Below are 16,192 nucleotides of genomic sequence, written 5' to 3'. Positions count from 1 at the left end.
TGACTATCCGTCAGATTAGCTGTAGCCTTCGCGGCTGTCAGTACTGGTGCACCCCGGAGGTGGCGATGGCGGCAACGCTCAAGGACGCTACGGCGATAGTCGGCATCGGGCAGACCCCCTTTGCCAAACGGCTACCGCAGTCCGAGAAGGAATTGGCGTGCCGCGCGATCCTGGCGGCCCTGGCCGACGCCGGAATCGAACCTTCCGAGGTCGATGCCTTCTCCTCCTACACCATGGAGGAGACCGACGAGGTCGAGGTCGCCAAGGCCATCGGCGCGGGCGACGTCACCTTCTTCTCCAAGATCGGTTACGGCGGCGGCGGTTCCTGCGCCACCGTCGGCCACCTCGCCGCGGCCGTCGCCACCGGCCAGGCCACCGTCGGCATCGCCTGGCGCTCGCGCAAGCGCGGCTCGGGCCCCCGCCCCTGGAAGAACACCGCCGTCCAGCTGCCCACCCCCGGCCAGTGGACCCGCCCCTTCGGGCTGCTGCGCCCCGCCGACGAGATCGGCATGCTGGCCCGGCGCTACATGCACGAGTACGGGGCCACCCGCGACCACCTCTTCAACGTGGCGATGGCCTGCCGCAACCGGGCCAACGAGAACCCGGCCGCCATGATGTACGAGCGCCCGCTGACCCGCGAGATGTACATGACCTCCCGCATGATCAGCGACCCGCTCTGCCTCTTCGACAACTGCCTGGAGACGGACGGCGCCCTCGCCTGCGTGATCGTCTCGGCCGAACGCGCCCGGGACTGCCGCCAGAAGCCCGTGTACGTGCACTCCGCCGCCCAGGGCCTGCCCGCCCAGCACCACGGCATGGTCAACTACTGGAACGACGACCCCCTGACCGGCCCCGCCTGGACCGCCGCCCGACACCTGTGGAAACAGGCCGACTTCGGCCCCCAGGACGTGGACGTCGCCCAGATCTACGACGCCTTCACCCCCCTGATCCCGCTCTCCCTGGAGGGCTACGGCTTCTGCGGGCGCGGCGAGGGCGCCGCATTCACCGAGGGCGGGGCCCTGGAGATGGGCGGCCGGCTCCCCATCAACACCGGCGGCGGCGGCCTGAGCGAGGCGTACGTGCACGGCTTCAACCTGATCAACGAAGGCGTCAAGCAGCTGCGCGGCAGCTCCACCGCCCAGGTGCCGGACGCCGCGACCTGCCTGGTCACGGCGGGCGAGGGTGTCCCGACGTCCGCGATCCTGCTGCGCGCCTGAGGAGGCGAGGACCGATGACCACCGCTCCCGACGAGCTGCTGCTGCCCGTCCCCGACGAGGACGGCGCCCCCTTCTGGGAGTACGCCGCGCAAGGCGAACTCCGCGTCCAGGCCTGCACCGCGTGCGGCCGTCTGCGCTTCCCGCCCCGCCCCTGCTGCCCGCACTGCCAGTCCTTCGACAGCGAGTGGCGCCCGGTGAGCGGACGCGGCCGGATCTGGTCCTACGTCCTGCCGCATCCGCCGCTGCTGCCCGCGTACGCCGCGCAGGCCCCGTACAACGTGATCCTCGTGGAGCTCGCCGACGCCCCGCACATCCGGCTGGCGGGCAACCTCGTCTCCTCGGCCGACGCCCCCCTCGACTCGGTGGACCCGGCCCGGCTGCGCATCGGCGCCCGGGTCCAGGTGGTCTTCACCGAGACGGGCGGGATGGCCGTGCCGCGCTGGATCCTGGAGAAGCCATGACGCTTCGGGTGGAGCGGGACAAGGCGACCGGGGTCGCGGTCGTCACCCTGGACCGGGAGCGCAGGCACAACGCGATCGACCTGGAGACGGCGGCCGAACTGTCCGAGACGTGGCGGGAGTTGCGCTTCGAGCCGGACGTACGGGCAGTGGTGCTGACGGGCGCCGGGACGGCCGCCTTCTGCACGGGCATCGACCGGGGCGTGGAGGTGCCGCAGCCGGCCTCCCCCTACTCGGCCGACGATCCGCTGGTAGCGATCGGCCCCAAGGCGGGCGACCTGTGGAAGCCGGTCATCGCCGCCGTCAACGGCATGGCCTGCGGCGGGGCCTTCTACCTGCTGGGCGAGGCGGACTTCCTGATCGCCTCGGAGAGCGCCACCTTCTTCGACCCGCACACCACGTACGGGATGGTCAGCGCCTACGAGGCCGTCTACATGGCGCAGCGGATGCCCTTCGGCGAGGTCGCCCGCATGTCCCTGATGGGCACGGCCGAACGGCTCTCGGCGCGCCGCGCCCATGAGATCGGCCTGGTGTCGGAGCTGACCGGGCCCGGGGAACTGCTCCCGGCGGCCCTGCGCGCGGCCGAGACGCTGGCCGGCTTCCCGACGGAGGCCGTGCAGGGCACCGTACGGGCCCTGTGGTCGGCCAAGCAGGCCGCGCTCCAGCAGGCCCTGGCCCAGGCTCCGGCGCTGATCGCGCTGGGGAACCTGCCGCCGGAGCGGCAGGCGGAGCTGTTCACCGGGCGGAAGGCGGCTCCGGCGCCGAGGCTGCGGTGACCTGCGCGGCGCGGCCGCGTCAGTAGGCCTTCTCGATCCTGCCGACCGTGCAGTTCTTCACCTCGGCGGCCTTGCCCGGCAGCGTCATCGGGACGGTGACCGTCTTGGTCTCGCGCGCCTTGAGCTCGACCCGTACGGAGCCGCTGTCGAGGGTGCCGCGCTGCGCGTCCTCGAAGACCACCGGGATCCTCACGGTGCGTGCCGCGCCCACGTCGGAGGTCACCTTGAGGGTGGCCTCCGTCTTCCCCGTGCCGGCGCAGGTGACGACCACGGCGTGCGCCGGAGGGGCGGTGCTGCTCGGCGAGGGAGTGGCGGAGCTGCCGCTGCCGCCGGTGTGGGTCTTCTTCTTGCTCTTGGAGCTGGAGCACCCGCCCCCGCTGCTGCTCTTGCTCTTGCTCTTCCCGCTGCTGCCGCCACTGCTGCTCCCGCCGCTCGACGAGAACCCCGTCAGTGCGAACACGACGGTCACCAGCACGGCGGTGAACCGGATACGACGTCCCATGTCCATGGTGCGACCCCTCCCCCGAAGACGACGGGCGGGACCCTACCAGTTCCCGCATGCGGGGACCCGCCCCCGGGCGTAGCGTCTGCATCGAGACCCCTGTACCGCGGGGCCCGGGCACGAACCGCGACGTACTCGCATGATCCGCGAGGTACCCGGCCCGCCGACGGGTCCCATCGGAGCGGCGGCCGCCGTCCGGAGCCCCTTCCGTGCCTGGTGCGACGGCCGTCACGCCCACGCCCGCGACCGCCCGGGCCGCGGGCACCGGACATGACGGCGGCCCCGGCCCCCGGTCAGGGGGGCGGGGCCGGCCAGTCGTACAGGCGGAGGGATCAGCCCTCGACGACGCCCGAGGCCTTGATCGCGATCTTGGCGCTGGTGGCGCCGGACTGGGAGCCGAGGCCCTCGATCTTCGTGACCAGGTCCGAACCCTCGACGACCTCGCCGAAGACGACGTGCTTGCCGTCGAGCCACGGGGTCGGGATGGTGGTGATGAAGAACTGCGAGCCGTTGGTGTTGCGGCCGGCGTTCGCCATCGACAGCAGGAACGGGCGGTCGTGCTTCAGCTGGAAGTTCTCGTCGGCGAACTTCTCGCCGTAGATGCTCTTCCCGCCGGTGCCGTTCTGGTTGGTGAAGTCGCCGCCCTGCAGCATGAACTGCGGGATGACGCGGTGGAACGGGGAGCCCGCGTAGCCGAAGCCGTGCACGCCGGTGGCGAGCTCGCGGAAGTTCTGGGTGGTCTTCGGGACGACGTCGTCGAAGAGGTTGAAGACGATGCGGCCGGCGTCTTCGCCGTTGATGGTGATGTCGAAGTAGACGTTGCTCATGGGGTCCATCCTGTCACTCCCCGTCCGGTGCGCGACCCGGCGGGGCCGATCACCGCGCGCCGGACCGCGCCGGGAGCGTCACTGTGCGGTACGGGTGCCCGTCCCCTTCGCCGCGTCCAGGGCGTATACGCAGCGGTCCTTGCTGCACGCGTAGACCACGCCCGCCTCGGCCACCGGGGCGCCCGTGATCTCGCCGCCCGTGGCCAGCTTCCAGCGGAGCTGGCCGCCCGCCGCGTCCAGGGTGTACAGGCAGTGGTCCGCCGAACCGAAGTGCACGCGGCCGTCCGCGACCGCCGGCAGGCCGGTGATCTCGCCGCCCGCGGCGAAACGCCACTTCGGGGTGCCGGTGACCGCGTCGAGCGTGTACAGGGCGCTGCCCGAGCCCAGGTGGACGCTGCCGTTGGCGACGACCACGGGGTCCGTGGAGGTCCGGGTCTCGGTCGCGATGCGCCAGCGGTCCTTGCCGGTGGCGGCGTCCAGGGCGTAGACGGTGCCGAGGTGGTCGGCGAGGTAGACCCCGCCGCCGGTCACGGCGGCGCCCGGGGCGAAGGCCGGGGCCGCGAGGAACACCGCGGGGGCCTCGAAGTGCCAGCGGACCCGGCCCGAGGCCCGGTCCACGGACAGCACCCGGGTGCCGGCGCAGACGTACACGTTGCCGTCGGGGGCGGGGGTGACCCGTACGGGGACGTTCCCGCAGGAGGCCGCGTCGCCCACCGGGTAGGACCAGGACTCGCGGCCGGTGCGGGCGTCCAGGGCGCGCAGCCGCGCGTCCTGCCACACGTAGACCGTGCCGTCGTGCAGGACGGGGGCCGCCTCCGGGGTCTCGAAGTCGGTCTGCGCGCCGGTCAGCTCCCACAGCTTCTGGCCGTTCGAGGACTCCCAGCCCTGTACGCCGCCGCCGCGCGTGGCGCTGATGACGGTGCCCCGGTCGGCGCGCAGGGCGTACACCCAGGCGTCGCTGGACAGCCGCCAGCGCTCGGAGCCGTCGGAGGCGTCGAGCGCGTAGAGGGAGGGGCCGTCGGAGGCGTGGATGCGGCCGTCGGAGACGGCCATGGACCAGGCGACGTCGCGGGTCTTGAACTGGCGGCGGCCGCTGGCCACGTCCAGGGCGTGCACCTCGAAGGAGGTGACGTAGAGCAGGTCCCCGGCGACGGTGGGGGTGCCCCAGACCTCGTTGGACATGCGGAAGCGCCACGGGCGCCAGCGCCCGCTGTCCGGGGCGGGTCCCGGGCCGGGGACCGCGGGTCCGGTGGCGGGGGCCGCAGCGGACGGGGAGGCCACGCCGCCGGGGGGCCGGACCCAGCCGGTCGCGGAGTCGGCGGCGGCGTGCCCGGCCGGGGCCGCGGCGGTGGCGCGCGGGCCGGGCCCGATCGGCACCGGGGAGCCGCCGAGGCGGACAGGTTCGCCGGAGGGCACCGGGGACATCGGCGGGTGCTGCGGGCGCTGCGGCACGGCCTGGCCGGTCCGCGGGTCCAGCCAGGGGTCGACGCCGCGCTGGCGGCGGTGCGTGGCGGGCCCGGAGATCGGCCCGCGGGAGCCGTGACCGGCGCCGGAGGCGGGTCCGGGCGCGGGCACGACGGGCGCGGGGGGCGTACGGTGCCCGGCCCGCCGGGCCTCGATCATCGCGACGGCCCGGCCGGGCAGCCACGCGGAGGCGGTGCCGCTCTCGTCGCCGCCCTCGAAGAGGTGCGGGGCCAGCTGTGCCTGGAGGTCGGCCGGGGTGGGCCGCAGGGTGGCGTCCATCTGCATGCAGGACTCGATCAGCGGCCGCAGCTCCTCGGGCAGCCCCTCCAGGTTGGGCCCCTCGCGCAGCAGCATGAACACCGTCTCCACCGGGTTCGCCCCGTGGTACGGCGGGTGCCCGGTCGCGGCGAACACCAGCGTCGAGCCGAGCGAGAAGACGTCGCTGGCGCCCTTGACGCTGCGCGAGTCCTTCGCCTGCTCCGGCGACATGTACGCGGGGGTGCCGACGGCGACGTTCGTCATGGTCAGGCGGGTGTTGGAGACACCGCTGGCGATGCCGAAGTCGATCACGCGCGGGCCGTCCTCGACGACGAGCACGTTGGACGGCTTCAGGTCGCGGTGGACCAGTCCCGCACCGTGGATGGACTGCAGGGCCTCGGCGATGCCGGCGGCGAGCCACCGTACGGCCTGGGCGGGCATGGGCCCGCACTCGTTGACGATCTCCTCCAGGGAGGGCGCCGGAACGTACGCGGTGGCCAGCCACGGCACGGCCGCGCGCGGGTCGGCGTCGACCACGGCCGCGGTGTAGAAGCCGGACACGGCGCGCGCCGCCTCCACCTCGCGGGTGAAGCGCACGCGGAAGAGCTGGTCCTCGGCGAGCTCGGTGCGCACCGTCTTGATCGCGACCCGCCGTCCGGACGCGGACCGCGCGAGATAGACCAGCCCCATGCCGCCGGCGCCGAGCCGTCCCAGCACCTCGAAGGGGCCGATCCGTCTCGGGTCGTGCTGCGTCAGCTGCTCCACCACTCGCCTCCACACCTCCCCGTACGGGTCCCTCGCCGGACCCGCTTCCACCAGCACGCGCACCGGCACGGGGCCTGCCCCGTGCAGCGTCTCATCCCGGGCGCCGCCCGGGTCGCGCACCCCGATTCTGTCAGGCCCGCGCGGGGTACGGCCCCGGCTACGCGGCCGGCTTCGTCCTGGGTTCCGACAGGAGCCCGAAGACGGCCCCCTGATTGTCGGCGACGACCGCGATCCGGCCGTACGGCGTGTCGAAGGGATCGGCGGTGACCCGGCCGCCGAGCCGCTGCACCGTGGCGACGGACTGGTCGCAGTCCGGGACGGCGAAATAGGCCAGGAAATGGGCGGGCATGATCTCGGGGAAGGCGTCGGTGATCAGGCTGCGGCCCATGACGGCGGTGTCCGTCCCGGGGGCCCTGCCGGGCGGGGACCAGACGCGGTACTCGACCCCGGCGTCGTCCTGGTCCTGCGGTACGTAGCCGAAGACCTTGGCGTAGAAGGCGTCGACGGCGTCGCGGGCCCGGGTGTAGACCTCGGTCCAGCAGTACGTGTACGGCTCCTGCTGGGCCTCGAAGCCGTCGTGGGTGCCGGGCTGCCAGAGGCCGAAGACGGCGCCTCCGGGGTCGGCGGCCATGGCGGCCGTGCCGTACGGGCCGACCGGCATCGGGTCCATCACCAGCTGGCCGCCTGCGGCGCGGATGCGCTGGGCGCAGGCGTAGGCGTCGGTGGTGTGGAGGTAGATCCCCCATACGGTGGGCATCCGGCCGTCGGGCTTGGGGGCGAGGGCGGCGACGTTGCGGCCGCGGCTGTAGGCCTGGGTGTAGCCGCCGTACTCGGCGCCCGCGCTGTCGCCGAAGGTCCACCCGAAGAGTTCGCCGTAGAAGCGCTTTCCCGCCTCGACGTCCGGAAGCGAGGCGTCCACCCAGCAGGGTTCGCCTTCCGCGAATGCGGCCATCAGCCCGGTTCCTTCCGTTGTGCGGGGGTGTGTACCCTCCCACCTCTCCCAGCCATGATCCGCCCGAAAACTTGTCCACAGCCTGTTGATAAGACTAATCGGGGGAAACCTCGCGGAAGGGGGCGACCCGCCTGGGCCGCCGTACGCACGGCAGGCCTGGGGCGGCGCCCGTACGGGACGGCCGGAATCCGCCGCGCGGCCCGCCCCGGACGGGCTCCGGCCCAGGCCAATGAGCCCGTAACCCCATTTGCAGGCGGCCGAATAGCGCGCCGATCACCCCTCGGTAAGCTGACGGCATGACAGGACAAGTACGCACCGTCGACGGGCGTGTCGCCGGCCGGCGCGGCCAGGCGACGCGGCAGAAGCTGCTCGACTGCCTGAGCGAGATGCTCAGCTCCTCGCCGTACCGCGACGTCAAAGTGATCGATGTCGCCCGCAAGGCCGGTACCTCCCCCGCGACCTTCTACCAGTACTTCCCGGACGTCGAGGGTGCCGTCCTGGAGATCGCCGAGCAAATGGCGACCGAAGGCGCACAGTTGACCTCGCTCGTCGAGGGCCGCAACTGGGTCGGCAAGGCCGGCTGGGCTGCGGCAGAAGAACTCGTCGAGGGATTCCTGGACTTCTGGCGTCGCAACGACGCGATCCTGCGGGTCGTCGACCTCGGCGCGGCCGAGGGCGACAAGCGCTTCTACAAGATCCGCATGAAGATCCTGAACTCGGTCACCAACTCCCTCACGGAGTCGATGAAGGAGCTCCAGGCCAAGGGCAAGGTCGACAAGGACCTCAGCCCGGCGGCGATGGCCGGTTCGCTGGTCGCCATGCTGGCCGCGGTCGCCTCGCACCAGAAGGGCTTCCAGACCTGGGGAGTCAAGCAGGCCGAGCTGAAGCCGAACCTGGCCCTCCTCGTCCACCTGGGCATGACCGGCAAGAAGCCCACCAGGTAAGGGCGGACCCCCGGAGGGGTCCGCCGCCCGGTACGACACCCGGAGGGGGCCGCCGCCCGGAACGACACCGGCACACCGCCGGTTCGGCCCTGCCCGCGCGCCAGGTGACGGGCGTGCGTCCGAGACCGCCTGCGATCAGCGACGCTCCAGGCGGAACAGCCGGATCTCGCGCTCGATGCGCGCCTGGTACGTCGCGTACGGCGGCCAGAACCTCAGCACCGCGGTCCATGCCTCCGCGCGCTCCTCGCCTTCCAGCAGCCGGGCCCGTACGGCGATGTCCTGGCCCTTCCAACTCACGTCCGCGTCCGGGTGCTTGAGCAGGTTTCCGGTCCACGCCGGGTGCCCGGGCCGGCCGAAGTTGGAGCCGATCAGCAGCCAGCTCGTCCCGCCGTCCTCCGGCATGCAGGCGAGCGGGGTGGTGCGCGGTTCGCCGCTCCTCGCGCCCTTGGCGGTGAGGATCACGCCCGGCAGCATCCGGGCGCTGAGCAGCACCTTGCCGCGGGTCAGCTTGTGCACCGCCCGGTCCATGGCGGGGATGAAGTGCGGTGCGATCTTGGCGAACAGCATGGTCGAGGAGACCTTCTGCATCAGCTTGACGCCGACGCCGGGAGCCACAGCCATCAGACGGCCACCTTCTCGGGTTCCGTGGGGGAGGTGAAGAGTCCGGCGCGGTGCGCGGCGTGGGCCCGCAGCCGGTGGACGGGGCCGAACAGCAGCTCGTCGGCCGCCGCCCGTTTGAAGTAGAGGTGTGCGTCGTGCTCCCAGGTGAAGCCGATGCCTCCGTGCAGCTGGATGGCCTCGCCCGCGGTGACCCGCAGGGCCTCCAGGGCCTGCGCGAGGGCGAGGCCGCCCTGCTCGGGGTCCCAGGCGGCGTAGTAGGCCGCCGACCTGGCGGCCTGGACCTGGACGTACAGGTCCGCGAGGCGGTGCTTGACCGCCTGGAAGGAGCCGATGGGCCGGCCGAACTGCTCGCGCTGGCGTACGTACTCCACGGTGCGGGCGAGGGCCTGCCCGGCCGCGCCGACCGCCTCGGCGGCGAGAACGGTGCAGGCCGTCCGCCCGGTGGCGGCGAGGGCCCCGAGCACGTCGGCCCCGTCGCCCCCGCCCGCGTCCCCGCCCCCGTCCCCGTTCCCGTCCTCGCCGAGCAGTTCCGCGGGGACGTCCCGCAGCTGGATCCTGGCCTGCGGGCGGGTCTCGTCGAGGACGGCCTGGCGGGTGCGGACGAGGCCGGGCGCGTCCTCCCGTACGAGGAACAGCAGCGTGCGGCTCCGCGCGAAGCCGCCGGTGTGCGCGGCGACCAGCAGCAGCGAGGCGCTGTGCCCGTCGAGGACCTGGGCGCTCTCCCCGTAGAGCCGCCAGCCGCCGCCCGTCGCGTCGGCGCGGGCCTGCACCCCGCCCGCGCGGCCGCCGCCGGCCCAGTCCCCGGCGGTGTTGTCGCCGCTCAGGGCGAGGGCGGTGGCCAGGGCCGGGCCGGGGACGGCGAGGGCGGCGGTGAGCCCGCCGGCCGCGAGGGGCGCGAGGAGTGCGGCGCGCTGGGCCCCGGTGCCGAGGGCGGTGATCAGCGGCGCACAGAGCACGGCGGTGGCCAGCAGCGGTGAGGGCAGCAGCGCCCGGCCGGTCTCCTCGCAGGCCAGGGCCAGGTCGGCGGGGGTGCAGCCGACGCCTCCGTACTCCTCGGCGATGGCGATGCCCGGGAGCCCGAGCTGCTGGGAGAGCTGCTGCCACAGCTCGCGGTCGTGTCCGGCGGCGGTGCGGACGGCGGCTTTGACCTCGTCCGGGCCGCAGCGTTTGCCCAGGATCTCGCGCAGGGTACGGCGCATCTCGTCCTGCTCCGCGGTGAAGGCGGCATCCATCGTCGGGCTCCTCCCCGTATCTGACGGGCCGTCATGTTAGGGCGGCCGACGCCAGAAGCACAGGGGGCGGGCCCCGCTCCCTGCGGGAAGCCCCGCCGACGCCGGCCCCGACACGGACGCCGGGCCCGGTACCGGCACGGCAGGCACCGGCCCTCCCGGGGGGTGCGGAGCACCAGCAGCACCGGTCGCGGCTCACGGAGCGCCCGATTTCCACCCGGAGGGGTCCGGCGGCACGGACCGCGGAGCGCCAGGCCACCACCCCGAAGTGGGGCGGCGGGGTGCAGGCGCGGGCCCCGGGTTCCCGCCCCGGAGGGGGTCTAGCATCTGACGTTCCGTCAGATGTACCGTCGGCCCATGCCTGGACCCACGCCCGGGCCCCTCCGAGGGCCCGCATCCGCCTCCGCCCCCGCCGCCGGCACCCCCCGCCGCCGGGTCGCGGTCGTCGGCGTCGCCCTCTCCGACTGCGGCCGGGTGGACGGCCCCACCCCCTACGCCCTGCACGCGCAGGCCGCCCGCCGGGCCCTGGCCGACTCCGGCCTGGACCGCTCCGCCATCGACGGCTTCGCCTCGGCCGGCCTCGGCACCCTCGCACCGGTGGAGGTGGCCGAGTACCTGGGTCTGCGCCCCACCTGGGTGGACTCCACCTCGGTGGGCGGCTCCACCTGGGAGGTGATGGCCGCCCACGCCGCGGACGCCATCGCGGCCGGGCACGCCAACGCCGTCCTGCTGGTCTACGGATCCACCGCCCGCGCGGACATCAAGGCCCGGCGGCGGACCTCGAACCTCTCCTTCGGCGCGCGCGGTCCGCTCCAGTTCGAGGTCCCGTACGGGCACACGCTGATCTCCAAGTACGCGATGGCCGCCCGCCGCCACATGCACGAGTACGGCACCACGCTGGAGCAGCTCGCCTCGGTGGCCGTCCAGGCCCGGGCGAACGCGGCCACCAACCCGGACGCGATGTTCCGCGAGCCGATCACGGTCGAGGAGGTCCTGTCCGGCGAGATGATCGCGGACCCCTTCACCAAACTGCACTGCTGCATCCGCTCGGACGGCGGCTGCGCGGTGCTGCTGGCGGCGGAGGACTACGTACCGGACACCGCGAAGGCCCCGGTGTGGATCCTGGGCGCGGGCACCTCCGTCTCGCACACCACCATGTCGGAGTGGGAGGACTTCACGGTGTCCCCGGCGGCCGTCTCGGGCAGGCTGGCGTTCCGACGGGCGGGCCTCACCCCCGCGGACGTGGACCTCGCGGAGATCTACGACGCCTTCACCTACATGACCCTGGTGACCCTGGAGGACCTCGGCTTCTGCGCGAAGGGCGAGGGCGGCGCCTTCGTGGAGAAGGGCCGCCTGCTGCGCGACGGCGAACTCCCGGTCAACACCGACGGCGGCGGCCTCTCGGCCTGCCACCCCGGCATGCGCGGCCTCTTCCTCCTGGTCGAGGCGGTCCGCCAGCTCCGCGGCGAGGCCGGAGCGGGCCAGGTCACCAAAGCCGGCGGCCGGCTGCCGGAGGTGGCGCTGGCCTCGGGGACGGGAGGCTGGTTCTGCTCCTCGGGGACGGTGATCCTGGGACGGGGGTGAGCGCGGCCCACCCCTACCAGACGAGGGAGTCCAGCGGCCTGCCCTCCGGGGAGAGCCGGATCTCGTGCTGGTTGTGGTCGGCGTCGGTGAGGCTGATGACGTCCGGGGAGACCCATCGCGCCTTCCGGACGTGCTGCGGCCAGGGCGCCATCTCGTCGAACCGGGCCACCGGCCAGCGGCGGGCCACGGGGAAGCTGCCGTCGTCCACGTAGACCTCCCAGACCGGGTCGGTCAGCGGGGACGTGCGCTCCACCACGAGGCGGCGGGCGGCGCCGTCCGGGGCCGGGACGTCGTACTCGACGGACGGGAAGGGGTCGGTGGCGATCAGGTACACCGGGACGCACGACGCGGCCAGGACCAGCACCCACACCAGGCCGTGGCTCCCGACCGTACGGGCGGCGCGGCGGCGGGAGGAGAGCAGGAGGGCCCCGACGAGGGCGAGGGCCGCTCCGGAACCCATGAGCAGGGGCTCGTCCAGCTCGGCCAGGACGGCGAAGCCGCCGGGCTTGTTGGACAGCGGGGCGACGACCGCCGCCCCGGCGAGTATCCCGGCGAGGGCGAACAGCCCCCGCGCCATACCTCTGTGCACGTTCATGGGCCCGCACCCTAGATGAGCGAGTCCGAAGTGGCGCCTGCGGGGAGGGGACGGGCATCTAGTGCTGTGACCGGGAAGGTCCACCGGGTCGCGGCGCCCGGCACGGCGCCTCGCGGCGTTGTCGGACCACGCAAGTACGTCCAGTACGAGCCGTGGCCCTCCGCCTTGCGACGCACCGCACCGGACACCGCGACCCGGCGAACCTTCCCGGCCACAGCACTAGCCTGACCCCATGACCAGCCAGACGAGCGAGACCGGCGGGGCCGGCAGCGGCGCCTTCCACGCCACCCTGCACTCCCTGCGCGTATGGGAGAACCCGCTGCCCGTCTTCGACACCGGGACGGCGCCGGCCGAGCCGCTGCCGCTGTTCCGGGAGTGGTTCCTGCACGCCGCCGGGGCCGGGCAGCCGGAGCCGCACACGATGAGCCTGGCGACCGTGGACGGCGAGGGGCGGCCCGACGTGCGCATCCTGATGCTGCACGACGCCGACTCGCGCGGCTGGCACTTCGCCACGCACGCCACCAGCGCCAAGGGCCGGCAACTGGCCGGGCAGCCCGCGGCCGCGCTCGCCTTCTACTGGCCGTCCGTGGCCCGGCAGGTGCGGATCCGGGGCCGGGTCACGGCCTGCGGCCCGCAGGAGAGCAGGGCGGACCTGGCCGTGCGCTCGCGGGGTGCGCTCGCCTCCGCGCTGACGGGCCGGCAGAGCGAGGTGCTCGGCTCCCGGGAGGAGCTGGAACGGGCGTCGGCGGCCGCCTGGGAGCGGGCCGAGGCGGAGCCGGACGCCCCGGCCCCGACCTGGACGCGGTACGTCCTGGAGGCCTCCGAGGTGGAGTTCTTCCAGGGCGACGCAGCCCGCCGCCACACCCGCCTGCGCTACCGGCGCCCGGCCGGAGACGCCGCCTGGATCCGCGAACTGCTGTGGCCTTAGGGGCCGTTCGGTTCCTGTCCGGTTCCTGTCCGGTTCCTGTCCGGTTCCGGTCCGGGCCGTCCGGGGTCCGTACGCCGCAGCGCGCGGACCCCGGCGGGCCCGTGAGGCCTTAAGCCGTGGGACGGCGGCGCTTGCCGGTGCCGGCCACGAGCGCGGCGCCCATGGCGACGGCGAGGCCGGCGCCACCGAGGGCCCAGGAGGTGGCGGAGTCGGCGCCGGCGGTGGCGAGATGGCCGCCCTTGGGGGTGGTGGCCGTGCCGCCGCCGTTCTGGTCGGCGACCGGCTTCACGCCGCCGTCGGGCTTCGGCTGGTTGCCGTTGCCGCCGGCCTGGCCCCCGTTGCCGTTGCCGCCGCCGGCGCCCGCCGCGAGGATCTTGGTCTCGATGGTGTCCGTGGCGGAGGAGACGAACTCGCCCTTGTCCGTGTTCGCGTAGCCGCCGAACACCATGTGGAAGGCCCCGGGGGCGGTGTCGCCGGTGAAGCGGATGCGCACCTTCAGCGTGGTCTTCTGGCCGGCCTTCAGCGACACCTGGCCGAGGTCGCCGCCCACGAGTTCCTCAGACCCGTCCATCTCGACGTCGTACCAGCCGTCGGCACCGTAGGCCTGGACCTTGATCTGCGCGAGCGTCACCCACGGGCCCTCGTCGAAGCCGCGCCCCATGTGGGCGGCCACCAGGAAGTCCTTGAGGTCGCCCTTGCCCGCGTTGTCCAGGTGGAGCTGGAGCTCCTGCCAGTCCGCGCCGGCCCGGAAGCCCTCGGCGGGGATCCCGTCGACGGTCACCTTCGGGCCCTCGACGTCGACGATGCCGGAGTCGCGGGCCACGGAGGAGTAGTACGTGACGGTGTCGGCGACGGCGCCGCCGTGGTGCGGGTTGCCCGCGCCGAACACGTTCAGCGAGAAGCCCGTCGCGGGGGTGTCCCCGGCGAACCGGACCCGGATGACCAGGTCCCGCTGCTCACCGGCGCTGTACTCGCCGCCGTAGTCGAAGATCCGGAGCTTGCCGTTCTCCCGGCTGACCTCGACCGGGTGCCAGTAGGTCATTCCGTCGACGGTCGTGGCGAGGTACTCCACCTCGACCTGGTCGGCCCGGATGTCGGCGCCCTGCGAGACGAGGTCGACACCGAGGTTGAACTCGTTCGTGCCGGGGCGCTTGGAGTTGTCCACCTTCAGGGTGAGCGTGCGCCAGGTGTCGCCGCCGGCCTTGAAGCCCGACTGGGGCAGCCCGGCGAGGCTGAGCTTGGGACCCTCGGCGGCCTGCTGCTCGCGCGTGATCTTCGAGGTGTAGGTGGCCGTCTCGGAGTCGACGTTCGTGTGGTTGGTGCCCGTGACCTGGATCCGGAGCGGGGCCGCGGCGGCGTCGGCCGCCACGCGCACGCGCACCGGGATCTGGATGGACTTGTCCTGCGCGACCGGGATCCCGGCCAGCAGGTCGAACACCGCGGTCTGCGGGCCCGGACCGGCCTGCCGCTCGGCGGCCTGCCAGTGGCCGGCGTAACGGTGCTCCACCTCGATGTGCGCGCCCTTGACGGGGACGTCGGTGCCGGAGAAGAACAGCCCCAGGTCGTAGCTCGACAGGCTCTTGCCGCCGCTGTTGTCCATGCGCAGGGTGAGCTCGGTCCACGCGCCGCCCGCCTTGAACCCGTCCTGCGGCAGGCCGTCGAGCGCCAGCTTCGGGCCGCTGTAGGCCGTCTGCGAGGCCGGGGCGTCGCCCTTGGGGTCGCTGTCCGGCGTGGTCACCGCCGGGTTCTTGACCTCGTCGGCCATCGCGGGCGTGGCCATCAGGACGCTGGGACCGACCACGGCGGCGGCGGCCACGACGGCCAGGCGCTTGAGCTTCATGTGTGCTGCTTCCCCTTTGTGCGGCTCCGGGCGCACGAAAGGCGCATCCCCCCAAAGCCTGGTCACCAACTGCTTTGAACGCGCTCAGAGTAATTCAGCGATCAAAGGCGCCAGAACCGCCCGGCGTCACTGATCGACACCGGTCGCGGCCCTCCAATCGGCGCATACCAGCCACAGGTCCCCGAATTCCGGACAGCCGAATTCGGCGCCCCCCGGCGGCCCGGTCGGCGGCGGCTCAGGCAGTCCGGTCGGCGGTGGCTCAGGCAGTCCGGTCGGCGGTGGCTCAGGCGGCCCGTCGGCGGTGGCTCAGGCGGTCCGCGCCGGGCGGAACACCGCCACGGCCACGCCGTCCGCCGCCTCGCGGAAGGCGACCTCCAGCCGCATCCCGATCCGCAGGTCCGCCGGTTCGCAGTCGACGACCTCGGTCATCATGCGCGGGCCCTCCGCCAGGTCGACCACCGCCGCCGCGTACGGGACGCGCGTACCGAAGGGCGGCAGGTCGTTGCGGTGGATCACCGACCAGGTGTAGAGGGTCGCCCGGCCGCTCGCGGTCTCCCACGTCACGCGGTCCTCGCCGGCCCAGCAGAACGGGCAGAACTCCCGCGGGTAGTGGTGCGCCCGCCCGCAGTCCGCGCAGCGGCGGAGCAGGAGACGGCCCTCGGCCGCCGCGTCCCAGTAGGGGCGGGTGAACTCGTCCGTCTCGGGGAGGTCGTAGCGCGCGGTGTCCGGGGGCGGGTTCACAGGAACAGTCCGATCGCCGCGTCGAGGGACCAGGTCTGCCAGCTCATGGCGAGGAGCGCGACGAGGGAGATGAGCGCCATCATCGCGTTCTGACCCTGCTCCGCCCAGTCGTGGATCATCAGCACGAGGTAGAGCAGGTTCAGCAGCAGTCCGGCGACCAGTGCGACGGGCGTGAGGAAGCCGAGGACCAGGCCCAGCCCGAGGGCGAGTTCGGCGTAGACGACGAGGTACGCCATCAGTTTGGGGCGCGGCTTCACGACCAGTTCGAAGCCGCCCTTGACGAAGGTCCAGCGGTGTTTGCCCGCGACGTCGGCGGCCCAGGCGATGCCGGTGCCGCGTTCGAACCAGCCCTTCTTGTCCTTGTGCCGCCAGCTCTCCAGCCACCACAGGCCGAGGCCTATCCGGAGTACGGCGAGCCATTCGGCCCCGCTGAGCCAGATGGTCTGCATCGGCAGCCTCCACCCCTCGCACCATTGATCTGACGGTACGTC

The 16,192-nt window shown here is 73.3% G+C and carries 16 protein-coding genes; 6 read left to right on the top strand and 10 right to left on the bottom strand.

Annotation, left to right across the window (positions count from 1 at the left end; translation table 11 throughout):
• The first annotated feature begins 65 nt into the window (after positions 1–65).
• The 3 genes from AB0D94_RS25220 to AB0D94_RS25210 are packed head-to-tail and all read left to right on the top strand — an operon-like array spanning position 66 to position 2,451.
• On the top strand, positions 66–1,217 hold the full coding sequence (locus AB0D94_RS25220; RefSeq protein WP_362055806.1) for a lipid-transfer protein: 1,152 nt from the start codon (positions 66–68) through the stop codon (positions 1,215–1,217).
• A 14-nt stretch (positions 1,218–1,231) separates the two neighbouring features.
• Complete coding sequence (locus AB0D94_RS25215) at positions 1,232–1,678, top strand: OB-fold domain-containing protein (RefSeq protein WP_362055804.1); 447 nt, start codon at positions 1,232–1,234, stop codon at positions 1,676–1,678.
• Positions 1,675–2,451 carry an enoyl-CoA hydratase/isomerase family protein gene (locus tag AB0D94_RS25210; protein ID WP_362055802.1) on the top strand — a complete coding sequence of 259 codons (777 nt, stop codon included), beginning with the start codon at positions 1,675–1,677 and terminating at the stop codon, positions 2,449–2,451. The genes AB0D94_RS25215 and AB0D94_RS25210 overlap by 4 nt, the downstream gene beginning before the upstream one ends.
• A 19-nt stretch (positions 2,452–2,470) precedes the next feature.
• On the opposite strand, the gene AB0D94_RS25205 is transcribed toward AB0D94_RS25210, so the two are convergent.
• From AB0D94_RS25205 to AB0D94_RS25190, 4 genes are all read right to left on the bottom strand, one after another.
• The gene (locus AB0D94_RS25205) at positions 2,471–2,959 is read right to left on the bottom strand and encodes a hypothetical protein (RefSeq protein ID WP_362055800.1); all 489 of its coding nucleotides are present in this window, start codon (positions 2,957–2,959) and stop codon (positions 2,471–2,473) included.
• 326 nt (positions 2,960–3,285) lie between these two features.
• Entirely contained in the window at positions 3,286–3,780 is a 495-nt protein-coding gene (locus AB0D94_RS25200; protein ID WP_362055858.1) for a peptidylprolyl isomerase, read from the bottom strand.
• A gap of 78 nt (positions 3,781–3,858) precedes the next feature.
• Complete coding sequence (locus tag AB0D94_RS25195; RefSeq protein ID WP_362055798.1) at positions 3,859–6,270, bottom strand: PQQ-binding-like beta-propeller repeat protein; 2,412 nt, start codon at positions 6,268–6,270, stop codon at positions 3,859–3,861.
• Between the two features lie 154 nt (positions 6,271–6,424).
• Entirely contained in the window at positions 6,425–7,219 is a 795-nt protein-coding gene (locus AB0D94_RS25190; RefSeq protein WP_362055796.1) for a VOC family protein, read from the bottom strand.
• A 296-nt stretch (positions 7,220–7,515) separates the two neighbouring features.
• Here AB0D94_RS25190 and AB0D94_RS25185 point away from each other — a divergent pair, with 296 nt between their 5' ends.
• Positions 7,516–8,163, top strand: a complete 648-nt coding sequence (locus tag AB0D94_RS25185) for a TetR family transcriptional regulator (RefSeq protein WP_362055794.1) — start codon at positions 7,516–7,518, stop codon at positions 8,161–8,163.
• A gap of 135 nt (positions 8,164–8,298) precedes the next feature.
• Here the strand turns inward: AB0D94_RS25185 and AB0D94_RS25180 are convergent, their stop codons facing one another.
• Together AB0D94_RS25180 and AB0D94_RS25175 are read right to left on the bottom strand one after the other, a co-directional pair.
• Entirely contained in the window at positions 8,299–8,784 is a 486-nt protein-coding gene (locus AB0D94_RS25180; protein ID WP_362055792.1) for a nitroreductase family deazaflavin-dependent oxidoreductase, read from the bottom strand.
• A complete protein-coding gene (locus tag AB0D94_RS25175) occupies positions 8,784–10,016 on the bottom strand; it encodes an acyl-CoA dehydrogenase family protein (RefSeq protein WP_362055790.1) in 1,233 nt (410 codons plus the stop codon). The genes AB0D94_RS25180 and AB0D94_RS25175 overlap by 1 nt, the downstream gene beginning before the upstream one ends.
• 354 nt (positions 10,017–10,370) lie before the next feature.
• Here AB0D94_RS25175 and AB0D94_RS25170 point away from each other — a divergent pair, with 354 nt between their 5' ends.
• Positions 10,371–11,597: an acetyl-CoA acetyltransferase gene (locus AB0D94_RS25170; protein ID WP_362055788.1), complete on the top strand. Its 1,227-nt coding sequence runs from the start codon at positions 10,371–10,373 to the stop codon at positions 11,595–11,597.
• Positions 11,598–11,610: 13 nt separating this feature from the next.
• On the opposite strand, the gene AB0D94_RS25165 is transcribed toward AB0D94_RS25170, so the two are convergent.
• Complete coding sequence (locus AB0D94_RS25165; RefSeq protein WP_362055786.1) at positions 11,611–12,192, bottom strand: hypothetical protein; 582 nt, start codon at positions 12,190–12,192, stop codon at positions 11,611–11,613.
• Between the two features lie 232 nt (positions 12,193–12,424).
• Here AB0D94_RS25165 and AB0D94_RS25160 point away from each other — a divergent pair, with 232 nt between their 5' ends.
• A complete protein-coding gene (locus tag AB0D94_RS25160) occupies positions 12,425–13,120 on the top strand; it encodes a pyridoxal 5'-phosphate synthase (protein ID WP_362055784.1) in 696 nt (231 codons plus the stop codon).
• Between the two features lie 109 nt (positions 13,121–13,229).
• Here AB0D94_RS25160 and AB0D94_RS25155 read toward each other — a convergent pair whose 3' ends face one another.
• The 3 genes from AB0D94_RS25155 to AB0D94_RS25145 all read right to left on the bottom strand — a co-directional run bounded on the left by AB0D94_RS25155 (position 13,230) and on the right by AB0D94_RS25145 (position 16,150).
• Positions 13,230–14,960, bottom strand: a complete 1,731-nt coding sequence (locus AB0D94_RS25155) for a hypothetical protein (RefSeq protein WP_362055781.1) — start codon at positions 14,958–14,960, stop codon at positions 13,230–13,232.
• 306 nt (positions 14,961–15,266) lie between these two features.
• Entirely contained in the window at positions 15,267–15,701 is a 435-nt protein-coding gene (locus AB0D94_RS25150) for a Zn-ribbon domain-containing OB-fold protein (RefSeq protein WP_362055779.1), read from the bottom strand.
• Positions 15,698–16,150 carry a DoxX family protein gene (locus tag AB0D94_RS25145; RefSeq protein ID WP_362055777.1) on the bottom strand — a complete coding sequence of 151 codons (453 nt, stop codon included), beginning with the start codon at positions 16,148–16,150 and terminating at the stop codon, positions 15,698–15,700. The genes AB0D94_RS25150 and AB0D94_RS25145 overlap by 4 nt, the downstream gene beginning before the upstream one ends.
• Positions 16,151–16,192: the final 42 nt, after the last annotated feature.

It is taken from the genome of Streptomyces sp. NPDC048255 (assembly GCF_040652415.1).
In the GTDB taxonomy this organism is placed as follows: Bacteria; Actinomycetota; Actinomycetes; order Streptomycetales; family Streptomycetaceae; genus Streptomyces.
Note: the sequence above shows the minus strand (reverse complement) of the source record. Positions and strands in the feature narration are given on the sequence as shown.

What these genes read in the sequence shown, in the direction of transcription:
- AB0D94_RS25220 (WP_362055806.1), top strand. Translation starts at nt 66, where the DNA reads ATGGCGGCAACGCTCAAGGACGCTACGGCGATAGTCGGCATCGGGCAG.
- AB0D94_RS25215 (WP_362055804.1), top strand. Translation starts at nt 1,232, where the DNA reads ATGACCACCGCTCCCGACGAGCTGCTGCTGCCCGTCCCCGACGAGGAC.
- AB0D94_RS25210 (WP_362055802.1), top strand. Translation starts at nt 1,675, where the DNA reads ATGACGCTTCGGGTGGAGCGGGACAAGGCGACCGGGGTCGCGGTCGTC.
- AB0D94_RS25205 (WP_362055800.1), bottom strand. Translation starts at nt 2,959, where the DNA reads ATGGACATGGGACGTCGTATCCGGTTCACCGCCGTGCTGGTGACCGTC.
- AB0D94_RS25200 (WP_362055858.1), bottom strand. Translation starts at nt 3,780, where the DNA reads ATGAGCAACGTCTACTTCGACATCACCATCAACGGCGAAGACGCCGGC.
- AB0D94_RS25190 (WP_362055796.1), bottom strand. Translation starts at nt 7,219, where the DNA reads ATGGCCGCATTCGCGGAAGGCGAACCCTGCTGGGTGGACGCCTCGCTT.
- AB0D94_RS25185 (WP_362055794.1), top strand. Translation starts at nt 7,516, where the DNA reads ATGACAGGACAAGTACGCACCGTCGACGGGCGTGTCGCCGGCCGGCGC.
- AB0D94_RS25180 (WP_362055792.1), bottom strand. Translation starts at nt 8,784, where the DNA reads ATGGCTGTGGCTCCCGGCGTCGGCGTCAAGCTGATGCAGAAGGTCTCC.
- AB0D94_RS25175 (WP_362055790.1), bottom strand. Translation starts at nt 10,016, where the DNA reads ATGGATGCCGCCTTCACCGCGGAGCAGGACGAGATGCGCCGTACCCTG.
- AB0D94_RS25170 (WP_362055788.1), top strand. Translation starts at nt 10,371, where the DNA reads ATGCCTGGACCCACGCCCGGGCCCCTCCGAGGGCCCGCATCCGCCTCC.
- AB0D94_RS25165 (WP_362055786.1), bottom strand. Translation starts at nt 12,192, where the DNA reads ATGAACGTGCACAGAGGTATGGCGCGGGGGCTGTTCGCCCTCGCCGGG.
- AB0D94_RS25160 (WP_362055784.1), top strand. Translation starts at nt 12,425, where the DNA reads ATGACCAGCCAGACGAGCGAGACCGGCGGGGCCGGCAGCGGCGCCTTC.
- AB0D94_RS25155 (WP_362055781.1), bottom strand. Translation starts at nt 14,960, where the DNA reads ATGAAGCTCAAGCGCCTGGCCGTCGTGGCCGCCGCCGCCGTGGTCGGT.
- AB0D94_RS25145 (WP_362055777.1), bottom strand. Translation starts at nt 16,150, where the DNA reads ATGCAGACCATCTGGCTCAGCGGGGCCGAATGGCTCGCCGTACTCCGG.